At 64.8% G+C, this 21,732-nt stretch carries 27 protein-coding genes; 25 read left to right on the top strand and 2 right to left on the bottom strand.

Annotation, left to right across the window (positions count from 1 at the left end):
• Positions 1-5 precede the first annotated feature (5 nt).
• From P9254_RS27400 to P9254_RS27330, 15 genes are all read left to right on the top strand, one after another.
• Positions 6-1,340, top strand: coding sequence for a S49 family peptidase (locus P9254_RS27400; protein ID WP_278056219.1), 1,335 nt, complete (start codon positions 6-8; stop codon positions 1,338-1,340).
• A 46-nt stretch (positions 1,341-1,386) separates the two neighbouring features.
• A complete protein-coding gene (locus tag P9254_RS27395) occupies positions 1,387-2,163 on the top strand; it encodes a hypothetical protein (RefSeq protein WP_127215570.1) in 777 nt (258 codons plus the stop codon).
• Positions 2,164-2,226: 63 nt separating this feature from the next.
• Positions 2,227-3,282 carry a major capsid protein gene (locus P9254_RS27390; protein ID WP_164748238.1) on the top strand — a complete coding sequence of 352 codons (1,056 nt, stop codon included), beginning with the start codon at positions 2,227-2,229 and terminating at the stop codon, positions 3,280-3,282.
• Positions 3,283-3,335: 53 nt separating this feature from the next.
• Entirely contained in the window at positions 3,336-3,572 is a 237-nt protein-coding gene (locus tag P9254_RS27385) for a hypothetical protein (RefSeq protein ID WP_095781612.1), read from the top strand.
• A gap of 24 nt (positions 3,573-3,596) precedes the next feature.
• The gene (locus tag P9254_RS27380; RefSeq protein WP_278056223.1) at positions 3,597-3,989 is read left to right on the top strand and encodes a hypothetical protein; all 393 of its coding nucleotides are present in this window, start codon (positions 3,597-3,599) and stop codon (positions 3,987-3,989) included.
• A gap of 97 nt (positions 3,990-4,086) precedes the next feature.
• Complete coding sequence (locus P9254_RS27375) at positions 4,087-4,908, top strand: hypothetical protein (protein ID WP_278056225.1); 822 nt, start codon at positions 4,087-4,089, stop codon at positions 4,906-4,908.
• A complete protein-coding gene (locus P9254_RS27370; RefSeq protein ID WP_278056226.1) occupies positions 4,908-5,453 on the top strand; it encodes a phage baseplate assembly protein V in 546 nt (181 codons plus the stop codon). The genes P9254_RS27375 and P9254_RS27370 overlap by 1 nt, the downstream gene beginning before the upstream one ends.
• A gap of 8 nt (positions 5,454-5,461) precedes the next feature.
• Positions 5,462-5,644, top strand: coding sequence for a hypothetical protein (locus P9254_RS27365; protein ID WP_278056227.1), 183 nt, complete (start codon positions 5,462-5,464; stop codon positions 5,642-5,644).
• Positions 5,641-6,033: a GPW/gp25 family protein gene (locus P9254_RS27360; RefSeq protein WP_278056229.1), complete on the top strand. Its 393-nt coding sequence runs from the start codon at positions 5,641-5,643 to the stop codon at positions 6,031-6,033. The genes P9254_RS27365 and P9254_RS27360 overlap by 4 nt, the downstream gene beginning before the upstream one ends.
• 2 nt (positions 6,034-6,035) lie before the next feature.
• Positions 6,036-6,899 carry a baseplate J/gp47 family protein gene (locus P9254_RS27355; protein ID WP_278056230.1) on the top strand — a complete coding sequence of 288 codons (864 nt, stop codon included), beginning with the start codon at positions 6,036-6,038 and terminating at the stop codon, positions 6,897-6,899.
• On the top strand, positions 6,896-8,023 hold the full coding sequence (locus tag P9254_RS27350; RefSeq protein ID WP_278056232.1) for a phage tail protein: 1,128 nt from the start codon (positions 6,896-6,898) through the stop codon (positions 8,021-8,023). The genes P9254_RS27355 and P9254_RS27350 overlap by 4 nt, the downstream gene beginning before the upstream one ends.
• Before the next feature lie 6 nt (positions 8,024-8,029).
• Positions 8,030-10,276 carry a DUF4815 domain-containing protein gene (locus P9254_RS27345; protein ID WP_278056234.1) on the top strand — a complete coding sequence of 749 codons (2,247 nt, stop codon included), beginning with the start codon at positions 8,030-8,032 and terminating at the stop codon, positions 10,274-10,276.
• A 68-nt stretch (positions 10,277-10,344) separates the two neighbouring features.
• Positions 10,345-11,268, top strand: a complete 924-nt coding sequence (locus tag P9254_RS27340; RefSeq protein WP_278056236.1) for a hypothetical protein — start codon at positions 10,345-10,347, stop codon at positions 11,266-11,268.
• An 18-nt stretch (positions 11,269-11,286) separates the two neighbouring features.
• Positions 11,287-12,417, top strand: coding sequence for a hypothetical protein (locus P9254_RS27335; protein WP_278056237.1), 1,131 nt, complete (start codon positions 11,287-11,289; stop codon positions 12,415-12,417).
• A 35-nt stretch (positions 12,418-12,452) separates the two neighbouring features.
• Positions 12,453-13,064, top strand: coding sequence for a hypothetical protein (locus tag P9254_RS27330; protein ID WP_278103911.1), 612 nt, complete (start codon positions 12,453-12,455; stop codon positions 13,062-13,064).
• A gap of 16 nt (positions 13,065-13,080) precedes the next feature.
• Here P9254_RS27330 and P9254_RS27325 read toward each other — a convergent pair whose 3' ends face one another.
• Complete coding sequence (locus tag P9254_RS27325) at positions 13,081-13,359, bottom strand: hypothetical protein (RefSeq protein ID WP_278056240.1); 279 nt, start codon at positions 13,357-13,359, stop codon at positions 13,081-13,083.
• Between the two features lie 84 nt (positions 13,360-13,443).
• On the opposite strand from P9254_RS27325, the gene P9254_RS27320 reads away from it, so the two are divergent.
• The 8 genes from P9254_RS27320 (at position 13,444) to P9254_RS27285 (ending at position 20,140) form a co-directional block, all read left to right on the top strand.
• Positions 13,444-14,976, top strand: coding sequence for a phage tail protein (locus P9254_RS27320; RefSeq protein WP_278056241.1), 1,533 nt, complete (start codon positions 13,444-13,446; stop codon positions 14,974-14,976).
• A gap of 131 nt (positions 14,977-15,107) precedes the next feature.
• Positions 15,108-15,641: a phage major tail tube protein gene (locus P9254_RS27315; protein ID WP_278056243.1), complete on the top strand. Its 534-nt coding sequence runs from the start codon at positions 15,108-15,110 to the stop codon at positions 15,639-15,641.
• Positions 15,638-16,027 (top strand): phage tail assembly protein, encoded by a 390-nt coding sequence (locus P9254_RS27310; protein WP_278056245.1) that lies wholly within the window; start codon positions 15,638-15,640, stop codon positions 16,025-16,027. Before P9254_RS27315 ends, P9254_RS27310 begins: the two co-directional genes overlap by 4 nt.
• On the top strand, positions 16,027-17,979 hold the full coding sequence (locus P9254_RS27305) for a phage tail tape measure protein (protein WP_278056247.1): 1,953 nt from the start codon (positions 16,027-16,029) through the stop codon (positions 17,977-17,979). Before P9254_RS27310 ends, P9254_RS27305 begins: the two co-directional genes overlap by 1 nt.
• A complete protein-coding gene (locus P9254_RS27300) occupies positions 17,979-18,398 on the top strand; it encodes a phage tail protein (RefSeq protein WP_278056248.1) in 420 nt (139 codons plus the stop codon). Before P9254_RS27305 ends, P9254_RS27300 begins: the two co-directional genes overlap by 1 nt.
• A 79-nt stretch (positions 18,399-18,477) precedes the next feature.
• Positions 18,478-18,867, top strand: coding sequence for a response regulator (locus P9254_RS27295; protein ID WP_278056250.1), 390 nt, complete (start codon positions 18,478-18,480; stop codon positions 18,865-18,867).
• A 29-nt stretch (positions 18,868-18,896) separates the two neighbouring features.
• Positions 18,897-19,127 (top strand): tail protein X, encoded by a 231-nt coding sequence (locus tag P9254_RS27290; RefSeq protein ID WP_278056252.1) that lies wholly within the window; start codon positions 18,897-18,899, stop codon positions 19,125-19,127.
• Entirely contained in the window at positions 19,124-20,140 is a 1,017-nt protein-coding gene (locus tag P9254_RS27285) for a phage late control D family protein (RefSeq protein ID WP_278056254.1), read from the top strand. Before P9254_RS27290 ends, P9254_RS27285 begins: the two co-directional genes overlap by 4 nt.
• On the opposite strand, the gene P9254_RS27280 is transcribed toward P9254_RS27285, so the two are convergent.
• Complete coding sequence (locus tag P9254_RS27280; RefSeq protein WP_278056256.1) at positions 20,137-20,454, bottom strand: hypothetical protein; 318 nt, start codon at positions 20,452-20,454, stop codon at positions 20,137-20,139. The genes P9254_RS27285 and P9254_RS27280 overlap by 4 nt on opposite strands.
• Here P9254_RS27280 and P9254_RS27275 point away from each other — a divergent pair.
• Both P9254_RS27275 and P9254_RS27270 read left to right on the top strand, forming a co-directional pair.
• Positions 20,453-21,304 (top strand): glycoside hydrolase family 108 protein, encoded by an 852-nt coding sequence (locus P9254_RS27275; protein ID WP_278056257.1) that lies wholly within the window; start codon positions 20,453-20,455, stop codon positions 21,302-21,304. The two genes, P9254_RS27280 and P9254_RS27275, sit on opposite strands and share 2 nt — an antisense overlap.
• A gap of 106 nt (positions 21,305-21,410) precedes the next feature.
• Complete coding sequence (locus P9254_RS27270) at positions 21,411-21,704, top strand: hypothetical protein (protein WP_278056258.1); 294 nt, start codon at positions 21,411-21,413, stop codon at positions 21,702-21,704.
• Positions 21,705-21,732 lie beyond the last annotated feature (28 nt).

Below are 21,732 nucleotides of genomic sequence, written 5' to 3'. Positions count from 1 at the left end.
CTTCCATGACATCGCTGATCCATATCGCCGACCGGGTGCTGAACCGGCCGCTGCTGATCACGCGTGACAAGGCCGAGGTGGTGCTTTCCGTCCTTGCCGGCAGGCTCGGCGTCAAAGGGCCCGAGAGTTCCCGATTCGAGGGGGGATCGGTCGTCGAGGACGAGAACGGTGCCCGTCGCGCCGTGCCTTATCGCGTCACCCGCGACGGGGTTGGCATCATCACGATCACCGGCTCCCTGGTGAACCGCGGCGCCTGGGTCGGTGCCAGCTCCGGTCTGACTTCCTACGAAGGGATCGGCTTCCAGCTGAAATCGGCAGCTGCCGACCCGGCTGTCAGGTCTGTCATCCTTGACATGCATTCGCCAGGCGGCGAAGCCGTGGGCGCCTTCGAAACCGCGGCCCTCGTGCGCGATCTTGCCGCAAGGAAGCGGACCGTCGCGGTCGTCAACGGCATGGCGGCTTCGGCCATGTACGCCATCGCGTCCGGCGCCAACGAGATCGTCACCACGGAAACCGGTATAGCGGGCTCGATCGGCGTCGTTCTTCTGCACGCCGACTTCAGCCGGCAGCTGGACCGCGACGGCATTACGCCGACACTCATCCACGCCGGCGCCCACAAGGTCGACGCCAACCCTTTCGAGCCGCTTACCGACGCCGTCCGCGCGGATCTGCAGGCCGAAGTCGACGCCTTCTACTGCGCCTTCCTCGGCACAGTGGCGAAAGGGCGGGGCTCCAGGCTCACCGCAGCCGCCGCGCGCAAGACGGAAGCACGCACTTTCATTGGCAAGGCTGCGGTCGACGCCGGCATCGCCGACCGGGTCGGTTCGTTCGAAAGCGTACTTGCCGAACTTTCCCGCGCCTCCACGCCGAACGGCGGGCGCTCAACCCCGCAGAAAGGGAGCACATCCATGAGCGAGACCACCGGCGCGCCCGCAGCCTATGAAGTTGCCGGCATTCCGAAAGCCGATCACGACGCGGCCGTCGCGGCTGCCGAGACCAAAGGCCATGCCTGCGGCGTGGCGGCCGAGAACAAGCGCCTGACGACCGCCCTTGGCGCCGAGGGCGTCAAGGGCGACGGCGGTCGCATGGCGGCGGCGCTCGACCTGGCGACCAGGTCGCCTGCCATGACCGGTGAAGATGTCGCCGCGTTCGTCGTCGCCAACGTCGCGGCGTTCAAGCCGGTAGACGCAGGCGCCGAGGTCTATGAGAAATCGCGCCTTGCCGCGGCCGGCCTCGCGCAGCCCGGCGCTGGAAAGTCCGCGGCGGCATCGCAGGAAGCGGCCAACCGGATCCTGGCCAATTACCGCGCCTCGACGGGAGCGCCGGTCAGGCAGGGCTGATGCCTCGCACCATCCAATCGCAACTCCTCACCTGAAAGGGTCGATCATGACCAGCATTCCCTTTGCGCAGCCGGGCATGGCGGCACGGGACGTTTCCGAGACGTTCACCTCCGCCGAAATCTTCAATTCGGCTATACCGCACCCTGTCACCGAGGACTTTCCCGTGGCAGCGGATGTAGCGCTGCCGGCTTTCTCGGTTGTCGGCCTCGCGGCCACGGACACCGTGGCCATGGCGACTTTCGTCCATGCGCCCGGCAGCAAGGCGACCGGCCGGCTGGTGCTCTCCGGTGCCGGGGCTGTCGACGACACCATCACCCTCGGCGCGACGGTCTATACCTTGAAGGCTGCGCCGACGACTGTCGCCGGTCAGATCAAGATCGGTGCGACGGCGGCGGAGACCGCCAGCAATTTGATCGCGGCGATCAATGGCGGAGCTGGTGCCGGCACCGCATACGGCTCGCTCACCACGCCCCATCCCGATGTCAGCGCTCAGTCCGATGCCGCCGGCATCGTCGGTATCGTCGCCAAGACCGCGGGAGCGCCCGGCAACGCGATCGCAACCACCGAGACCGGCGCGGCCATCGCATTTTCGAACACCACCCTCGTCGGCGGGGCGGATCAGCTCGGTGTGGCGCCGCTCGGCATCACGACTGCCCCGGTGGTCGACACCGATGTCGCGCAGCGCGTCGCGATCTACCGGGCCGGCAATTTCAATCCGGATGCGCTCAATTGGGATGCCTCGTTCAACACGGATGACAAGCGCGAGGCCGCTTTCCGGGGCGCGCCGGCGCCCACCAACATCCTTGTCCGCAAGCGGCTCTGAGCGCAAGGCGCAAACCCTCAATGCAATCGCGGCCCCGGCCGCCTCTTTCAAAGGGCCACGACCATGGCGGATTTCGACAACTACGAACTTTGGGATACGCACACCCTGCTCGGTGTGTTCCGCGAACTCGACATCGTGCCGAGCTACTGGCTCGACCTTCTCTTCCCCCACCAGATGTCATCGACCGACGAATATATCGACCTGGAGAAGATTCCGCGTTCGGGTCGCAAGCTCGCGCCCTTTGTCGCCCCGATGGCGCAAGGCCGGGCGATCTACGAGGAAGGCGCGCGCGTCGAGCGCTTCAAGCCGGGTTATGTCAAGGCCAGCGATCCTGTCTCGCCGCTGCGCGCTCTGACTCGCCGCCCGGGCACCTTGCTTGGTCCCAATGCGCAGAGCCCCGCGGCGCGCTACGATGCGGTCAAAGCCGACATCCTGCAGTTCCATCGCGTCGCGGTCGAAAGGCTCTGGGAATGGATGGCCGCCAAGGCCGTCATCGACGGCAAGGTCGTCATCGAAGGCAAGGACATGCCGCAGCGGCTGGTCGACTTCGGTCGAGCAGCCGGACACACCGTGGTGCTCGGCGCCGGCGCGCGCTGGGGCGATCCCGGCGTGTCCATCCTGGACGACATCCAGGGCTGGGCGGACACGATGCATTCGGCCGAGTTCGGCGGCGCGCCGAACCGTATCACGGTCGGCACGGATGCCTGGGGCGTCATGCGGCGCGACAGCGAGATCCTCGCCGAGATGGACTTGACCAGGCGCGGCAATGCCGACCTGACGATCAAGACCGGCCTCATGACCACTGGCGAGGTCCGCTATGGCGGCACGCTCGGTGGCGGCATCGAAGTCTGGGTCTATAAGGACTATTACACCGTCAACGGCTCGGTCACTCCGTTCATGTCGCCCAAGGATGTCGTGCTGACCGGGCCGAACGTGCAGGGCTATCGCTGCTTCGGCACGATCGTCGACGTGCATGCGCAGTTCGAGGCGCTGCCGATCTTCCCGCGCAACTACATCCCCGAAGGCGATGTGGCGATCGAGCAGATCCTCACCCAGTCGGCGCCGCTGATGGTGCCCGTCAATCCGAACGCGACGCTGAAGGCGACCGTCCTCGGCTGATTGCCCCGGTCCGACGTCTTTTCTCGGCAATTCAACACAATTGGAGAAGCATCATGGTCAAAGCCGTTGCTTTGAGCACCGTTCACCTGTGCAAGTCGCCAGGCGAGAAGAGCCCGGAAGGCAAGACAATCAAGCGCGCCGAAATCGAGGTGAAGGCGCCTGGATCAATCATCGACGTCGACAAGAAGCAGCTCGACGATCTTGTCGCGAAGGGTGCCGCGCGCCCAGCCAGCAAGGTTGACCTCGTGAAGGCGGACGAGGCCAGCCAGATGGATCTCGGCCAGGCCTGAAGTCTCATCTTTTCGGAGCCTTTCATGGATATTCGTGCAGCCCGATCACGCCTTGTCCATGAGACGCGCTCCCGGATGGGCGACCTGATCATCATCCGCGCCAAGCTGCGGGGCGAGATGTCGGTAGCCGACGATCCGTCGCGCCCGGCGATGGTCGACCTGAAAGGCCGGTTCGACATCGATCCGGACCTTGAATTCCTCGGCGGCCGCGATCGCGGCATGGCGCCTACCCGCTACGCCGGCCGCCTGTGCACCGTTTCGATCCCGCGCGCCGTCATGGCCTGGTTGCCGAAGGCGGGCGATCAGTGCGAGGTCACCAGCCGCCCGGCCGAGCCGATCTATTCGATCGAGCGCGTCGTCGATGACCTGCCCGAGGTGATCGTGTTCTATCTGTCGAACCTGAAGGCGGCGTCGTGATCTCCGCCGAAGGCGGCAAGGGCGACCGCCGGTCGGGCACGTTTGCCCGGCCGTCCGCAGCGAGCGGCGAAGCCGCGCCAAGCGAAGGACGGAACGGATGAGCCTGGTCAACGCAATGCTGCGCATGCTTGCCGTGCAGGCGCTGCGCGGCAACACCATCGCCGCCGACGGCGTCACCGATTCCTCGATCGAGGCGCTGTCTTCGATCATGAGCGACCGGCAGGCGCCGGTTATCTTGGTGCGTATCGACGAGAGTAAGTATGCCGGCCAGAACGAGGGCTTCTTCGTCACGTCCGGCACCGTGACCTTCGCACTGGACCTGATCGTGGCCAGCAGCGTCACCTATCAGACGACGAACGGCCAGACGGTCACTCAGATCGAAATCGCCGCGACCGATGCCGGTCTTGAATTCTCGCTCGACATGCTCGATCGGCAGTGGCGGCGCGTGCTGTCCGACCCGAACAATGCCTTCGCGGAATGCTTCCGCTCGCTGATTGCGGCGATCGGGCCCGTGAAGGCCGCTCGCGGCGTCGATCCGGAGGGCGGCCGCAAGCATGCCATCCGCCTGGTCGAGATCGAAATCGAGCCGGTCTGCGATCCCGCTCCGGGCGCCGCGCTGCCTTCCATCATCGACGCGACGCTGACCCAACTGGCGACGGTCGCGGACTATCAGGCGGCGGTCACCATCATGCGCGCCGAGCTGGCCAAGGGCGGTGACCTGATGACCTGGCAGAAGATTCAGTCGACTCTGATGACCACGGCCGCGGTGCCGGGCATGCTGGGCGTGGCGCCTCTGGACGCGGTTCCCGACATTGTCGAGGCAGTCGATTTCGAGAATGTCGGCACGGTGATCAACGGGGCGCAGACCGAACTGACGGAAGACATCCTGCCGGACCCGGACCTTGGCGGGGCCGCCTGATGCATGACCCCGAACTGGTGAAGGTCATTCTTGGCCTGCAAGCCGATATCGCCGCGCTCAAGCGCATGGTTGCCGGCAATCTGCGGTTCGGCACCGTCAAGAAGGTCGACCATGACGCTAAGCGCGTGCAGCTATTGCTGTCCGAGGCCAATGGCCGCGAGTTCCTGTCGCCCTGGCGGCCGTGGGGTGAGATCGCCGGCAACGAAAAGTCCTGGCGGCCGCCGACGCAAGGCCAGCAGATGATGCTGGTCGCGCCGCATGGCGACATGCGCCAGGGCATCGCATTGCCGATGACCTTTTCGGACCAGAACCCGGCGCCGTCTTCCGATTCGAGAACGCGGATCCTGTCGACCTTCGGCGGGGCGACGGTACTGTTCGATGCCGGCGGCGAGCGGGCCGAGCTGTCGGCTTCCCGCGTCGATCTCGGCGCGGCCGGGGGGAAGAGGATCGCCCGCGTTGGCGATCGCGTCCATGTCATGTCGGGTTCCTCGACGGGCTTCTGGCCGATCGTCGAGGGCTCCTCGAAAGTTTTTGCGGCCGATTAGGAGGCCCCATGGAACTTGTTGTGACACATCTCGCGCCGCACCTTGGTGCCGCCGGAACAACCGTTGAGATGACGCCATCGCAGGCAGCTTACGAGCGCCTGCGCGGCCATGTCGTCGAGCCTTCGAAGTCGAAGCCTGCCGCTACGGCTGACGGTCCGGCAAGGCAGGTTAGGCGCGGGAAGCGCAAGTGACGCAATTCGGCATGGACCGCTCGACCGGGCTGCGGCAGAGCGGCTGGGACAACGTCATCCAGGCGATCGAGATCCTGCTGACGACACGCTATTTCGAGCGCGTCTTGCGTGAATATGTCGGCAGTCCGGTCCCGGCGCTGCTCGGCGAGCTCGCCAACGTCCAGACCGTCATCCGCTTCCAGTGGTCGGTCGCGGCCGTGATCCTGCTTTTCGAGCCGCGCCTCACGCCGACGCGCATCTCGCCGCTGACACTCGACCGCGCCGGCGCGTCCGGCTGGGTGATCGAGGGGATTTACCGGCCGCGCGCCCATCTCGGCGACTTCACGCCGGCCGGCACCGTCTCGCTGCGCCTCGGGCAGGCGAGCGGCCAACTGATCGTAACGGGGTAGTTATGCTCGATCTGTCCATGCTCGAGGGCCTGCCGGCTCCCCAGGCGATCAGCGTCACGTCGGAGGCCGACGCGCTCGCCGCGATCAAGGCGGTCTTCGTCGACCTGGCGACCGCATATGGTCTAGACGTCACCGGCATCATCGATCTCGAGGGCGAACCCGGCAACATCCAGCTGCAGGTCGGCGCATTCCGCGAGGTGTTCTACCGGGCGGCGATCAACGATGCGGTGAAAGCCAACCTTCTCGCCTTCGCCGCCGGCGCCGATCTCGATCACCTGGCGGCGTTCTATGACGTCATCCGCCTGGTTGGCGAGACTGATGCCAAGCTGCGCGCCCGCACTGTGATCGCCATTTCCGGCCGTTCCACCGCCGGCTCCGAAGACTGGTACAAAAGTGCCGCCTTCCGGGCGAGCATCCGGGTCAAGGATGTTGCCGTCTATCGCGTCGGGACCGGCCCTGACATCCGCATGGCCGTGCTTGCGACCGACAATTTCGGCGAGCCGGACGCCGCTCTGCTCGGCGCGGTCGACGCCGAGGTGCAGAAGAACAGCGTGCGAGTGATTTCCGACCGCATCACCGTCGTGTCCGCCACAAGCGCGACGGTGAACGTCGCCGCCGATATCTGGCTTCTGCCGACGACGCCGATGACCGTCTTCGAAAGCCTCGAGACGCTGTTGCGTCAGTCGTTGGCCGACGAGGGCGGACTCGGCTTCAATCTGACGCGCTCCTGGCTGGTTTCCAAGCTCCAGGTGCCGGGCGTCCAGAAAGTGTCGCTGACCGCTCCGGTGACCGACACGACCGTGGATGACGGCGCCGCGGTGAAGCTTGGCACGGTGGCGCTCACCTTCAAGGGCCGCGACCGGTGAGCGAACGGCAGAACCTGCTGCCGCAGAACGCGACGCTGTTCGAGCGCTCGCTCGCGGAATCTCTCGACCGGCTGCCGGAGCTTGAGCCCGGTTTCGACGAGCTGCGCGGCTTCAAGTTCGCGCCAGTGCAGCCCTCGATCCTGCCCTGGCTCGTCGTCGAATACGGGCTTGGCGCGATCTCGCAATACCTGCCCGACCTCGCCTCGGTCATCGAATACGGCCTGCGCTGGCAGCGGGTAAAAGGCACGCCGCAAGGTGTCGCCGAAAGCCTGACATGGGTCGGCTACGCCTTCTCGACCTTCTACGAGGCGCCGGTGCGCCGCACCCGCTGGCACCTCTACGAGCTCGAGGTCGACCGATTTCGCGACGACGAGGATGATCTCGGCACGATCGAGGCCGTGGTGCGCCTGTCGGACCCGGTGCGGTCCGAGTTCTACCGCGCCTGGAACGGCTACAATGTGCGCGAGCACGACTGGGCCTACACCAGGTGGGGCGACGGCATCTGGGGCGACAATTCCGGCGTCTTCCTGCGCGCCGGCGGCGTCAAATGGTCCTTCGGCCGCACTTTCGATGCCGGCCAGCACGATCTGACGGAAGCCGAGCTGACCGCGCTCGGCGCCTGGATCGAGCCGGTCGGGGGCGGGTCGATCAGCTGGGGGCCGTTCCCCTGGACCACGGCCGGCCTGAAATGGGTCTCGGATGCGGCTCTGTCGCGGGCGCAGATCATCGCGACCGCGCTGCTGGCGAAGAGTTGCTGGATCGGCGTCTATCGCGAGGACGGCTCGCCGATCGGATTCCGCAAGGCGCGGGTTTATCGGCCGGTCAGCGCTTCCTTCGGCGGCTACTATCAGGCGGCGGGGCAGGGCTGGGTCGTGGCAAGCGGTGCCGGCCCGAACATCTATGTCGAAGCCATGCTGGATTTCGGCGAAGGCGAGGGCGAGACCATCCAGTCCTGGAGTGTCACGCTTGGCGGCGCGCCGGTCGGCGCGCACCCGGCCGGCATCATGTGGCTGCCCGGCGCGGGCATCGGTGGCGGCGCCATCGTGGGCGGCTTCGCTATCGTGCCGGCGCTTCTCGGCAAGACATCGCGCGAGCGGTTTCGCGCTCTCCTGAAGATCGTTTGAGGCGATATGTACGAGCACAGATCGAACCTGTCGGGCGCCTATGACCGCTCGGTCGCCTTTCCCCTGTGGGACAGCGTCCTGACGCGAGAAGGCAAGATCGGCCAGGCGGCCGAGATGGTTGAAGCGCAGTCGCTCTTGCAGCGGAAGATCCGCTCGATCGGCAACCTGGTCGCGCGCGACGGCGACCGCGTCGAGGGCAGCGACATAATCATCGACGCCGAGGCAGGCAGGGTGACGCTCACGTCCGGCAGGCTTTATGTGAACGGTCGTGTGCTCGACGCGCCGGGCGCCGTGCTTGCTCCGGTTCCGATGGCGGGGGCCGTTCATATCGGCGTGCGCATGATCGAGACCTATATCACCGAGCTCGAGGAGCCCGCCCTGCTCGGCCTGATGCCAGGCTCGCTGTCCGAGGGCGAAGCCGGCGCCGCGCGCGTCGTTTTCGCGCTCGCCTGGGGCTTCTCCGGCGATGGCGGCGAAGGCGATCTCTATTCGGTCTACCTGCTGAAGGACGGCGTCGCGATTGACCAGACCCCACCGCCGAACCTCACCGGCATCAACGCACAGCTCGCCATCTACGACTTCGATGCCAACGGCAATTATATCGTCTCCGGCTGCTCGGTCTCGGCCCTGGGCAAGGACGGCACCGACCAGGTCTTCTCGATCGCCGAGGGTGTGGCGAACATCAAGGGCCAGAAGCGCACCCGTTATGCGGCGCTGCGCCACCGCGAGACGGAAACCTTCGATCTGTTCCGCATCCCGACCGAGGTGCATACATTCGGCGCGAACCCGACGATCGTCACCCTCAATCACGGGCCGATCGCGACGATCCGCGAAGTCCTGGTCGAGAAGGAAGTCACCGAGACAGTCGTGCGCGGCGGCACGCCGAACGGCTCCGACGCTCTGGTCAACACGGGCGTGACGTCGATCCTTGAGGTGAAGCAGGGCGCCACGAGCTACGCGACGCCGGCCGATTACACGAAGGCCGGCGACCTGGTGTCCTGGGCGGCCGGCGGCGCCGAGCCCGCGACCGGGTCGAGCTACACCGTCAAATACCGCTATCTAGGTATCGTCTCGGCAACGGATATCACCGCAACCACCATCACCGTCGCCGGCGGCGTCAATGGCGGGCAAATCCAGGTCGACTATGACTTCGAGCTGCCGCGCGTCGACGTGCTCGGCTTGGATAGCGACGGCAATTCAGTCTACCTGAAGGGCGTTTCGAGCCGCACCAACGCGCTGCCGCCGACGGTGCCGGCCGACGTGCTGCCGCTCGCGCTGGTCGAGAACATCTGGACCGGCACGCCGAACGTCACCAATATCGGCGTGCGTGCCTACACCATGGCGAAGATCGACCGGATGTATAACAGCCTGGTCGACGCTCTGGACCTGATCGCTCTCGAGCGCCTGCAGCGCGACATCGACAGCCGCGAGCCGATCTCGAAGAACGGCGTGTTCGTCGATCCCTTCACCTCCGACCGCTACCGAGACGAGGGCGAGGCGCAGACCGCGGCCGTGTTCGGCGGCTTGCTGCGGCTGGCGATCGACCCGACCTTCCATGCGGTCAACCTGCCTGGCGTGACGCTGCTGAACTGGACGGAAGAAGTCGCGGTCGAGCAGGCTCTCGCCACCCGCTGCACCAAGATCAACCCCTATCAGAACTTCGCGCCGCTGCCGGCGTCGATGACGATCAACCCGCCGGTCGACTACTGGACCGAGAGCGCCACCGAATCGGCCTCCGACAGCGCGGCGGCTCTGTCGTCGCCGGTTGTCATTACCACGTCGAGGTCAACCGCCGGCCGCACCACGACAACCACGACGACCACGCAGAAGGAGACGATCGAGAGCTCGACCCGCGAGGAGACGCTGGCCTATCTGCGCCAGATACCGCTGCAGTTCACGATCAAAGGCTTCGGTGCGGGCGAGAACCTGACCAAGCTCGAATTCGACGGCATCGACGTCAACCCGGGCGGCCTCAGCGCCGACGGTTCCGGCCAGATCGTCAACAGCTTCACCGTCCCGGCCAACGTGCCGGCCGGCTCGAAGGGACTGGTCGCGGGGGGCGCCAGCGGCTCGAATGCCGCCGCCATCTTTGTCGGTCAGGGCACGATCAACGTTGAGACGCTGCGTCGCGTCGTCACCACCACGGTGCAGCAGACCTCTGTCACCGCGCCGCGCGAAACGGGCGGCCAGACAGGCGGTGGCGGCAATGGCGGCAGCAGGTCCCCGACCCGCTGGCGCAGACCTTCACGCTGACCGAGGGGCGGCACATTGCCGGCGTCAACCTGAAGGTCTGCCTGGCCGGCGATCCCGACAATCCGATCGTGCTCGAGCTTGTCGAGGTCGCCAACGGCATCCCGACCGTCAACGTCATCGCCCAGGCGTTCTACGACATGAACGCAGCGGTGATCGGCCAGTGGACCGAGATCCGCTTCCCCTATCCGATCTGGCTCGCCGGCGGCATCGAATACGCCTTCGTCGTCAAGACCAATGACGGCGACCATTCGATCAAGACGGCCAAGCTCGGCGACTTCGATGCCGACCTGCAGCAGCCGGTTGCCGCGCAGCCCTATTCGGTCGGCGTGATGCTGTCGTCGTCGAACGCCGTCACCTGGACGCCGCACCAGGACGAGGACATCTGCTTCCAGCTGGTCGCGGCTAAATTCGCGCCGGCGACCAAGACCGTCAATGTCGGCACCTTCGCGGTCGCCAACATGAGCGATCTCCTGATCCGCGCCGAGGTCGAGCTGCCGACCGCCGCGGCCGCGATGCATTTCGAGGTCGAGCTCGACGACGGTTCGGTCACCCTGCTCAACCCGGACCAGGCCTGGGAACTGCAGGCCTTCTACACCGGCAATGTCGAGGTCCGCGCCGTGCTCACCGGCTCGGCCAAGGTCTCGCCGGTGGTGTTCCCGGTGATCCTGGCGATCGAGGGTGAACTGCAGACGACGGGCACCTATATCACCCGCGCCTTCGACATGGGGACCGGCATCGACATCCTGTCCTACCTGAAGACCAAGATCCAGACCGGCGCGACAATCGCAATGCACGCAGATGCCGCGAACGACGTCTGGACAGCGGTTCCTCAGGTGACGCAGGCGCCGCTGCAGGATGCCGGCTGGGTCGAGCGCAAATACAGCGTCATTGGCTTCAACGCCAATCCCGTTGGGCGCATCCGCATCACGCTCACCGGCACCCCGGCAGCGCGGCCGATGGCCTACGACTTCCGGGCGATCTCAACCCCGTAACCCTCGCCGAGGATCGCCATGCCAGTAGAAAACACGACGCCGAACCGGGGGTACCAGCTTCCCTTCGGCAGCAACGAGCTTGCGAATGACGTTCTTCGGCTGGTCGCGGCCTTCTCTGCGATCGACGTCGATGTTGCGGGGATCCTGGTCTCAGTCGCGAACCGGGCGCTCCTGTTGCATCAACACACGATTGCAGACACGACGGGGCTGCAGGCCGCTCTCGACAGCAAGCAGGACGCATCCGAAAAGGGCAACGCGAACGGCTATGCCGCTCTCGACGCTACCGGAAAAGTTCCGGCAGCTCAGCTGCCGTCGACGATCTTCGGCTCGCTCTCCTATCAAGGAACTTGGAACGCGAACACCAACACGCCAACCATCCCGGCGGCGTCGGCTGCGAACAAGGGCCAGTATTACAAGGTCGCCACGGCCGGCGCGACGAATGTCAGCGGTATCACGGATTGGCAAGTTGGCGACTGGATCGTTTCCAATGGCATCGGTTGGGACAAGATCGACAACACTGACCAAGTTTCTACCGTGGCCGGGCTTGTGGGCGTGATCACGGCCGCCGCGCTGAAGGCCGCGGTCGCGATCGCGGCGACCGATATCACCGACGCATCTGCCAACGGCCGGTCTCTTATCCAGGCAGCGAACTACGCGGCGATGAAAACGCTGCTCGCCATCACCGCCGCTGACATCACCAACGCGTCGGCCAACGGCCGATCGCTGATCACGGCCGCCGACTATGCCGCAATGCGCAGCCTTCTCGGGCTTGTGATAGGCACCAACGTGCAGGCGTTCGACGCCAACACTCTGAAATCGGACGCGGATAAGACCTTGACCGCAGGTTACCTCGGAACAGACGTTCCGGACGGAACGAAATCGTCAGGAACATACACGCCTACGCCGGCCGGCGGCAATTTCCGGTCGGCTACCAACAACGGCGCACACACCTTGGCGGCACCCACCGTCGCAGGTTCGTATTCGATTATCATCGACTATACCAATGGGGCCACGGCGGGAGTGCTCACGGTGTCCGGCTTCACGAAGGTTACCGGCGATGCCTTCACCACAACCAGTGGATCGAAGTTCCGTCTCTTCATTTCGAAGGGCCAGGCCGGAACTCATCTCCATGTGCAGGCCCTGCAATGACATTTCCAATGCCCGGCTTTTGTCCTGCAGCGGTCGTGGCCGCTGCGACCCAAGGGTCGAGCCTCAATGAAATTGTAACCGCAGACAGCACGTCTTTTACCTTTACCACGCTTACCGCTGGCGTGACTGCCGATGCCTATCCGATCATTGGGCTGATGGCGCGATCGGCCTCGTCGTTCGACATCACCTCTGTCACGCTCGGCGCCCAGCCCTGTATCGAATTGTACAAGCAGTTCAATGGGACAACGGCTTTGGCCTTCTTCTCTGCGCCGAGGGGCGCGACCGGAAATCTCGTCGTAACGTCTAGCGCGACGATGGTCCGCGGTGCGGCGTGCCTCACACCGGTCTTCAATCTGAAAAGCGCAACGACCCCCACTGCGGTCGCAGTAAATCTAAGCGATCCTATGAACGCGACGATCAGTTGCGAAGCTGGCGGGTGGATCGGCGGTCTCGCCTACAATGGTTCGACCTCGGACAGCATATCGTGGACTAACTTGACCGAGAAATTCGACGTTCGCCCGGAGAGCGTTGCTGTGCTCAGCGGCGCTTCTGATGTCTTCGCGACTGCACAGACTAACCGCAGCATCACAGCGAATCCGATGAATACTGGGAGCGGCCAGATCATGGTCCTGATGGCTTTGCGGTAAAAACTGGCCTTGCCATCTAAGCTTTAGCCGATCTCAAGGCGCGCTCGCCGGCTTTGGTGATCTCGAGAACATAGTTTTCACCGAAGTCGCCTTCGCCCTGAGTAATCTGGGCAAGATCGGAGTCGAGAAGAGGGCGCCACACTGCCCAGTCCTCGTTTGCCTTGGGATATCGTGGCAAGAGGCGGAGCTTTGCCAAATCGTCGGCCGTTACCACAGGCCGACGATGTAGAAATCTGGCGGCGAACTTCCATCCGATCACGGCCACCAACAGCGCTGCAAAGAGCCACGTCCACATGGCTCGTTCTTATCTGAAAACGGCCGAGCGTCCAACCGCTCCTGCTTCCCAACACTTTTTCCCGCATCCACAGGAGAGACTGTCATGACCGACCCCGTCTTCGGGATCACAATCCGCCGTGACGCCAACGAGGCGGCCGTGCCGTCGAATGCGCTGATGAGCGTCGTTGGCATCTGCATGCCCTTCGCCAAGGCGCCGACGGCTCTGCAGGCGGCTTTCGACGCGGCATTCCCGGCCGGTGTCGCCGTCCGCCTGAATTCGAACGACACGACCAAGCTGGCGCTCTGCGATCCCGATTCGCTGTTCGTCGACGCCGTCGAGGGCATCAATGCGCAGCTCGGCCCCTACCAGGTCGCCGCCCAGCTCGTGGTCAACCGCGTCGCCGAGGGCGCCGACATCGCCGCCACCATCGCCAACATCGTTGGCTCGTCGGTCGCCGGCACCGGCATCAACGCTTTCGTCAATGCCGGCGCCGATCTCGGCGTCTGTCCGCGCCTCATCCTGGTGCCGGGATACACGACGCAGCAGTTCGGCGCGCTGACCGGCCTGACGCTGACGACACAAGGGTCCAACATGACCGTCGCTCCGGCCGTCGAGTTCACCGGCGGCGGCGCCGATCCGAACAAGGTGCTGCCGACCGCGCATGCCGTCATGGGCACCGGTCCCGACGCGCAGAAGGTGGCTTCGCTCGTCATCGACACGCCCGGAGCGTACCTGTCCGCGCCGCTCAACGTCTCCTTCAGCGGCGGCGGCGTCGACGCGGGCAAGGTGCTGCCGACCGCGACGGCAGAAGTCGAGGAACTCGCCAACGCCGTCTGCGCGGCGCTGCCCGAGGTGCTGAACAAGATCCTCGCCGTTGCGATCGTCGATGGGCCGAACGGCCTTGCCGCCTTCACACAGTGGCGCGAGACCCTTTCGTCCGACCGGCTGATCCCGGTGACGCCCGGCATCAAGCGCCTCGACGCCTCCGGCGACGTCGTCACCAGGCCGGCCGCGCCCCGCATCGCCGGTGTCGCCGTTCGCCGCGACTACGAGAATGACGGGCGGCCGTTCCGCTCCTGGGCCAACCAGGCGCTCTACGGCATCGTCGGGCCCGAGCAGAACTATCGCTTCTCGCTCACCGACGGGTCGACGGAAGGGCAGGAAATCCTTGCTGCACAGGGCGGCATCATCGTGCGCGGCGACAGCGGCGACGATTTCGCCATCGCCGAAGGCGGCTTTGTTTATATCGGCACCGACAACCTGTCGGACCAGACGATCTGGCAGCAGTATCACAAGGTGCGCGGCCGCGACTTCATCGAGCTCACCTGCCTGCGCACGCTGCGGCAGTTCCTGGGCAAGTTCAACCTGACCACCCAGACCATCCAGTCGGTAGTGAACACCGTGCACGATATCCTCGCCAAGGCGGAAGCCAACGGCGACATCCTCGGCTTCAAATGCCGCTTCGACCCGCAGCTCAACAACGCTCAGGATCTGCGCGCCGGCCATATCTATATCGACGCGCAGTTCGAAGAGGCTCCGGTGTTCCGTCGCCTGACCATGACGAGCCGGCCTTATGCGCCCGCCCTGCAGGCGACGATCGACGAGCTTTTGGCTCGCCAAAATCTCGTTTCTTGATCTGCCTCACGCCGCGCACCGGCGGCTTTGCCGCCTGCGGCTCCGGCGGGGCGCGGCACGAGCCGCGACGCCCAGTCGGGCTTGCGGGCTTCGCCCGTACACTCTGAAACCTCTCAAAGGGAACGCCAGCCATGGCCGAGAAACTGCTGCTGCTCGAACAGGTCAACCTCTTCGTCGGCGACCAAGACCCGGAAGATTCGAACCACATCAAGCTCCAGTCGCTTGGCCTGCCGACGCTGGAGCAGGTGACCGTTGCCCATCTCGGCGGCGGCGCGCCCGGCGAGGTCGAGTTCGGCATGAACGCCATCAAGGCGCTGCAGCCGACCTTCAAGCTCGCCGGCTTCGCCAAGTCGAGCTATCGCGCCATGGGCGTCGGCACCAACCAGCCGCTGAACTTCACCGGCTACGGCGTCTTGAAGAACAAGCAGACCGGCGACGCCTTCCAGGCGAAGACGGTCATCCGCGGCATCGTCAGCCGCATCGCGCCCGACGCCTTCGACCGCGCCTCGGCTTTCGGCCATGATCACCAGATCGGCGAGGTGACGCACTACGAACTGTCGATCGACAACGAGGAATGGTTCTACTGGGACTATTTCACGACCCGTCGCCGCCAGTTCGGCGTCGATGAGCTGGCCAAGGCCCGCGTGCTGCTGGGCATTGAATGATGCCGCCCAAGAACGCGATAGAGGACTTCATGACGGGCGCCGACGAAGCGCCCGTCATGGCCGCCGAGGCGCCAGCAGAGGCCGCCGTCGAAGGGGAGGTCTCGCTCGACCTGTCCGATGCCGATTACCGGTATCTGACGCTGCACCGCGCCATAAAGCGCGGCGGCGAGAAGATCGCGAGAATCAGGATGCGGCCGGCCATGCTCGAGGATATCGACGACTGGTCGAATGCCGAGATCAGCAATCGCGAGCTGCTCGCCCGACTCTGCGATCTCCCGCCTGAGGTTCTGAAGAAGCTCGCCTGGGACGATGCGGAAGCCTTGATGGAAATCTTCCACCAGGTCGTGCCGGAATTCGTTTTCGCCGCTGTAAAGGATGATGCCTGATGGCAAGGATGTCGGCGGAGCTGATCGTCAGCCTGCTCGACCGCGTGTCGGGCCCGGCTGCAAAGGCGCGGACCAGCCTGACCGCGCTGCAGCGCGCCGAACGCGATGTCTACCTGGCGCGCAACAACACGCGCCTGACACGCACGCAGGTGGCCGAGGAGCGGCTTCTGGCTGTGCAGGATGCCGAACGGCAGAAGCGGCTTGCTCAATGGGCCACCTTCGGCAAGGCAGCCGGTGTCGCGACCGCCGCTGCCGGTTATGTCGCGATCCGTACGGCGCGCGACTATGCGCAGCTTGAGCGCACGATCGGCCGCATCATCATCAATGCCGACAAGCCGGCGACGGCGATCAAGCCGACGATCGCTGTATTGCAGGAGCTCGCCGACAAGTCGAAGATGCCTTTCGACAGCGTCGTGCAGGGACTGGAGACGCTTATCGCATCCGGCCGGTCGCTTGAGGACGGCCTCGCATTCCTGCCGACCGTAGCGCGTACCGCGCAGGCCTCCGGGGCCGAGATCTCGGACATCGCGCTCACAGCCGATGCGCTTTCCAACTCGCTTGGCATCACCGCCGACAGGATGCAGGAGGCCTTCGACATCCTCGCCTTCGAGGGCAAGGCCGGCAAATTCGAGTTGAAGGACATGGCGGCGGAACTGCCGGCCATCGCGCCCGCCTTCGCCGCGCTCGGCTACAAGGGCACCGAAGGTCTCAAGCGCCTGGCGGCCATGCTGGAGATCGTGCGCAACCAGACCGGATCCTCGGCGGAGGCCGCGACCAATTTCTCGAACATCTTGCAGAAGGCCTATGGCAACGAGGTCGCCAACAACTTCAAGAAGTATAACATCGACATCCGCAAGGAACTCGACCGCACCAGAAAGGAGGGCGGCGACGTCATCCAGACGCTGGTCGAGCAGACGCAGAAGGCGCTCAAGGGCGACCTCTCGAAGCTGCCCCTAATCTTCACCGACATCCAGATGCAGCAGGGCATGCGCGCTTTGCTGACGCAGATGCCGGAGCTGCAGAAGCACCTCGACGCGCTCGGCAGCTCGGCCGGCACCGTGGCAAAGGATTTCGCCCAGATCACCGGCGATGCCGAAGGCAACTGGCAGCAGCTGATCAACAACATTCAGGAAACGGGGAGGGCGCTTGGCGACCTCTCCGGCAGGGCACTCAACCCGGTCCTCGAAAAGGTCAACAGCCGTCTGTCCGACATGATGGCCGTCGACAAGGGCTATGAGACGCTGCGGGCAAGCGGCCGCGATCCGCTGGCCTATATGGACGAGTTCAAGGATCGCTACAACAAGCAGCATCCCGAGCTTGGGTTCTTCGATCGCTTCACCGGCGCGCCGGCCGAGAAGGCGTTCCGCGATGCGCTGGCGCAGCTTGGCCGCGGCGAGATCAAGAGTGTCTTCGATGCGCTGCAGACGAAGATCCTCGAAGATCGCCAGACGCGCGAGCCGAACACCGGCATGCCGGCCTCGAGCACGCCGATCCCCACGCCACGTCCGAGGAACTGGGCAGAGATGACCCCTGCCGAGCGGCAGTACCAGGTGTACGCCGAAGGGCGTCATGCGGCTGCCAGGGGTGGCCAGGCCTATGTGCCGCCGGCACCGGGTCTCCCGGGCATCGGCCCGAACGTCGCCGGCTTCGATGCTGACGAATTCGAGCGTCGGCTGCAATCCGGCGGCGCCGACGCCGGCAGCAAGATCGCCGAGGGCGGCACGCAGGCGGGCCAAAACGCCGCGCAGACCTTTACGTCTGGCGTCGCGGGCGCGGGATCGTCGTTCGGCAAGAACGCCGCCGCTGCCTTCATCGCCGGCGTCAGCGGCTTCCTGTCTTCGGCCAGGGCCGATCTGATGCGGCCGGTCGGCTCGCTCGGCGGCAGGACGACCGGCCAGCAGGTGCAGGCCGATACACGCGGGCAGGCGATCGATTTCGGAGGGCCGCGCTGATGCTGATGAAGATCGGTCTGGTCGAGTGCGATCTCTCCTTCAACATCGATACGCATGGCCGGGAGACGACCCACGACTATGCGGAAAAGCCGGTGGTCGGCGCGATGCCGCCCCTCGAGGATGTGGGCGTCGGGTCGGAAACGCTCACCGTCTCCGGTCGCCTGATCCCGTCGAAGCTTGGCGGTTTGGGCACGTTGAACATCCTGCGCAACGCGCAGCTCGCCGGCACGCCGCAGCTGGTCACACGTGGCGACGGCAGCGTGTTCGGCTTCTATGTCGTCCAGTCGATCAGCGACGAGCACGCATTCCTCGATCGCGACGGGGTCGGCCAGATCGTCGATATCACAGTCAAGATGCAGAAATCGGCGGCGCCGGCGGCGAGCGATTTCTTCGCATCGCTGTTTTCGCTGCTCGGCTAAAGCCGCGCGAAAACGATTACTTTCCTTGGAACCGAACCGCTGTCGAGAGCGTAGTAGACCAAATGAGGGAAGGGACCTTATGGGCGGCGGCACGATTCTGCTCGTTGAGGACGAACCTCTCATCCTCTTGGAAATCGAAACCGCATTGGAGGAAGCGGGCTTCACCGTGCTTAGCAGCAGGAATGCTGAAGAAGCTCTCAACGCCTTCGATGCCAAGCCCGAAAAGTTCAAGGCGCTCATCACCGATATTCGGCTGGGACCGGGCAAATCGGGGTGGGATTTGGCGCGACTCGTTCGCGAAGCCAGTCCAACCATGCCAGTAATTTATGTGAGCGCTGACAGCGCCATTCACTGGCCTGCAGAAGGCGTTCCCAACAGCATTATGATCGCTAAGCCTTTTTTCATGCCGCAGGTCATAACCGCTCTGGCTACGTTGCTTAATGAGCAGCCGCCGGTAGCCAAGAACTAGAGCAACTACCAATCTTGGAAGATATCGTCATGACAGAGACCGTCACCGTCAAGACGGAGGGCACCAGTCTGTCGACGTTGCTGGCACGCCACTATCGCATGGTCTTCGCCGGCATGGTGGCGAAGACCTTCGCCCTAAACCAGGATCTCGCCCGGTCCGGTCCATATCTCCCCGTGGGTCGAACCTTGACCCTGATGACACCGGTAGAAATGGCGGCTGAGGGCGCGGCCGCCAGGCAAGTGATCGATCTCTTCACGTGAGAAAAGGTCATTTCCGCGTCGTGGTCGGTGGGCAGGATGTCACCTCCCGTTTCGTGCCGCTGCTGATCTCGTTGTCCATCACCAAGAGCGGCACCGAGGCGACGCATTCGGCGACGTTCACGCTCGACGATAAAGATGCGACGGTCCGGTTTCCCAAGACGGGCACGCCTGTCTCGATCGAGCTCGGCTGGGAATGCGGCGCGATGCGCCGCTTTGAGGGCGAGGTCGACACCTGCGACTGGTCTCTTGATCGGGGCTCCGGCAGCGTGCTGACGGTCACTGCGCGCTCGGCCAGCCTCAAAGGCAAGGTCAAGCAGCCGACCGACCGCCATTGGGAAAGGACAACGCTCGGACGGGTGCTCCAGGATGCTGCCGCCGACGCCGGTCTGTCGATCAAGGTGCATTCCTCGCTTGCCGGCCGGCAGCTGGAATATGAAGCGCAGGACAATGAGAGCTTCTTCGCCTTCGCCGACCGGCTTGCGCGCGAGCACGGCGCCACCTTCGTGATAAAGGGCGCGCAGGCTGGCTTCGTGCCGCGCAACCAGGGTGTGTCCGCCACCGGCCAGCCTCTGCCGACCATCGTCATCGCCCGCGGTATGGTGATATCGGCGAGCGGGTTGACGCCGGTCACCGACCGGCCGCGCTTCAAGAAGAAGAAAGGCCGCTGGTACGACTTACATAGAGCCAGGCAGGTGATCGAAGAGGTCGAGACCGGCGACGATATCGAGCCGGAGGACGTGCTGCGCTTCATGGAGCCGGACGCCACCGCAGCGCAGACCCGCGCCGATTCCGATCGTATCGACGCCGCCCGGCGGAAGGGCTCCGGCGCGATCACGATCGAGGGCGAGCCGACGGCCGAGCCGGAAGGCACTGCCATCATCCAGCTGCGCGCCGGCGTGGACGGCAGCTACACAATCGCATCCATCACCGATACGCTCGACCGCGGCAGCGGCTACACCACGCAGATCTCGTTAGGCAACCCGCAAGGTTCGGCCGGAACGGACAGCCGTTAGGCCGAGAGCAACTTCACCATCGTCAGCCGCCTACGCACCAACCGTCGTGCTGAGTCTTGAAATGCCTCGCGCTCGGCTTCGAGCACGAAATCCAGGGTCATCATATCGAGCAGGAACTCGTCGACCGCCTCGGCCAGTCCCTGCGACTGATCTTTGAGCTGAGCGAGAAGCGCACGCGCCTCTCCCACCGCGTTGGCGCCGCCGGCGTCGATCAGCGCCTCAAGCTTCCTGAAACAATTCAATCCTGAAATCCCCCTTGCCGCCGGCCTCAATCCCCCGCCGGCAGGAAAGTTCCCAAGCGAAAGGAAAATCATGACCGCATCTCGCGAGCAGGAATCGCTCGCCCGCGTGCTCGCGCATGAGGGCGGCTACAGCAATCACCCGGCCGACCCGGGCGGCGCGACGATGAAGGGTGTGACCCAGCGGGTCTATGACGCCTATCGCAGGAGCAAAAAGGTGGCGCTTCGGTCGGTGAAGAGCATCACCAGCCAGGAACTCTTCGAGATCTACGATCGCCAATACTGGGAAGCCGTGAAGGGTGACCGGCTGCCCGCCGGGGTCGACTATGTCGTCTTCGATGGCGCTGTGAACTCCGGCCCGAAGCAGTCGATCCTCTGGCTGCAGCGCGCGCTCGGGCCTCTTTACAAGGGCCGGTTGGACGGGGTCATGGGGGTGGGCACTATCGCGGCCGTCCAGGCCTGCAACAACCACGATGCCCTGATCGGCCGGATCTGCGATCAGCGCCTGACCTTCCTTCAGCACCTGAAGACGTGGCCGGTGTTCGGCCGCGGATGGTCATCTCGCGTCGCGGAGGTCCGCTCGATCGGCCAGTCCTGGGCAACCGGCCTCACGCCGCGGACGGCGAGCTTCGCCGAAGGCGGACAGGCGAAAGCCTTTATCGAGGACGCCAAGATGGTCCCATCGACCGCACCGGCCGATGCGGCCACCGGCGCCGGTGCCAGCGGACTCGGCATTTCCGGCTATCTGTCCGATCTCCAGAACCAGCTTTCGCCGTTCTCCTACACCAGCGATTGGATCGGCAAGGTCGTCGTCATCTTGGCCGTCGCAAGCGCGCTGCTCGCAATCGGCGGTCTCGCCTGGCGCTGGTATGCGAACCGCAAGGCGAAGCGCCTCGCCGCGGCTCTTGGAGCGGACGCGACGTAATGGAAAACCTCGCCTCGGTCTTTGCCGTGATCCTCGATCGCGCCCTGCGCTTAGGCGGAGCCGCAACCCTGGCTGTTATCGCCGGCTTCCTGATCTGGTGGCTGTTATGAGCGTCCTCATCAGCCTGCTTGTCGGCCGCCTCGGCATCTCGCGCCTGTTTGCGGGCGCTATCGCCTGGGCGGCCAGTGCGGCGCTCGTCTCCGGCGCCGCTTTCACCGTCTACGAACTGATCAAGCACCGCGGCGCCGAAGAGGTCCGCGCCAAGATCGAAAAGGATAATCAGGATGCGATCACAAAGGGCATTGATGCTCGCATTTCTTTTGACGACTGCATCGACGCTGGCGGCGTGTACGACTTCCGCCGTCAGCGGTGCGCCGGCGCTGCGCTCGGCCATCGGTAACAGCCTCGCGGGCGCTCAAGGCAAGACA

This window comes from Mesorhizobium sp. WSM4983 (genome assembly GCF_029625765.1).
Taxonomy (GTDB): domain Bacteria; phylum Pseudomonadota; class Alphaproteobacteria; order Rhizobiales; family Rhizobiaceae; genus Mesorhizobium.
The sequence above is the reverse complement of the archived record's forward strand: the minus strand, read 5'-3'. Positions and strand labels throughout refer to the sequence as shown.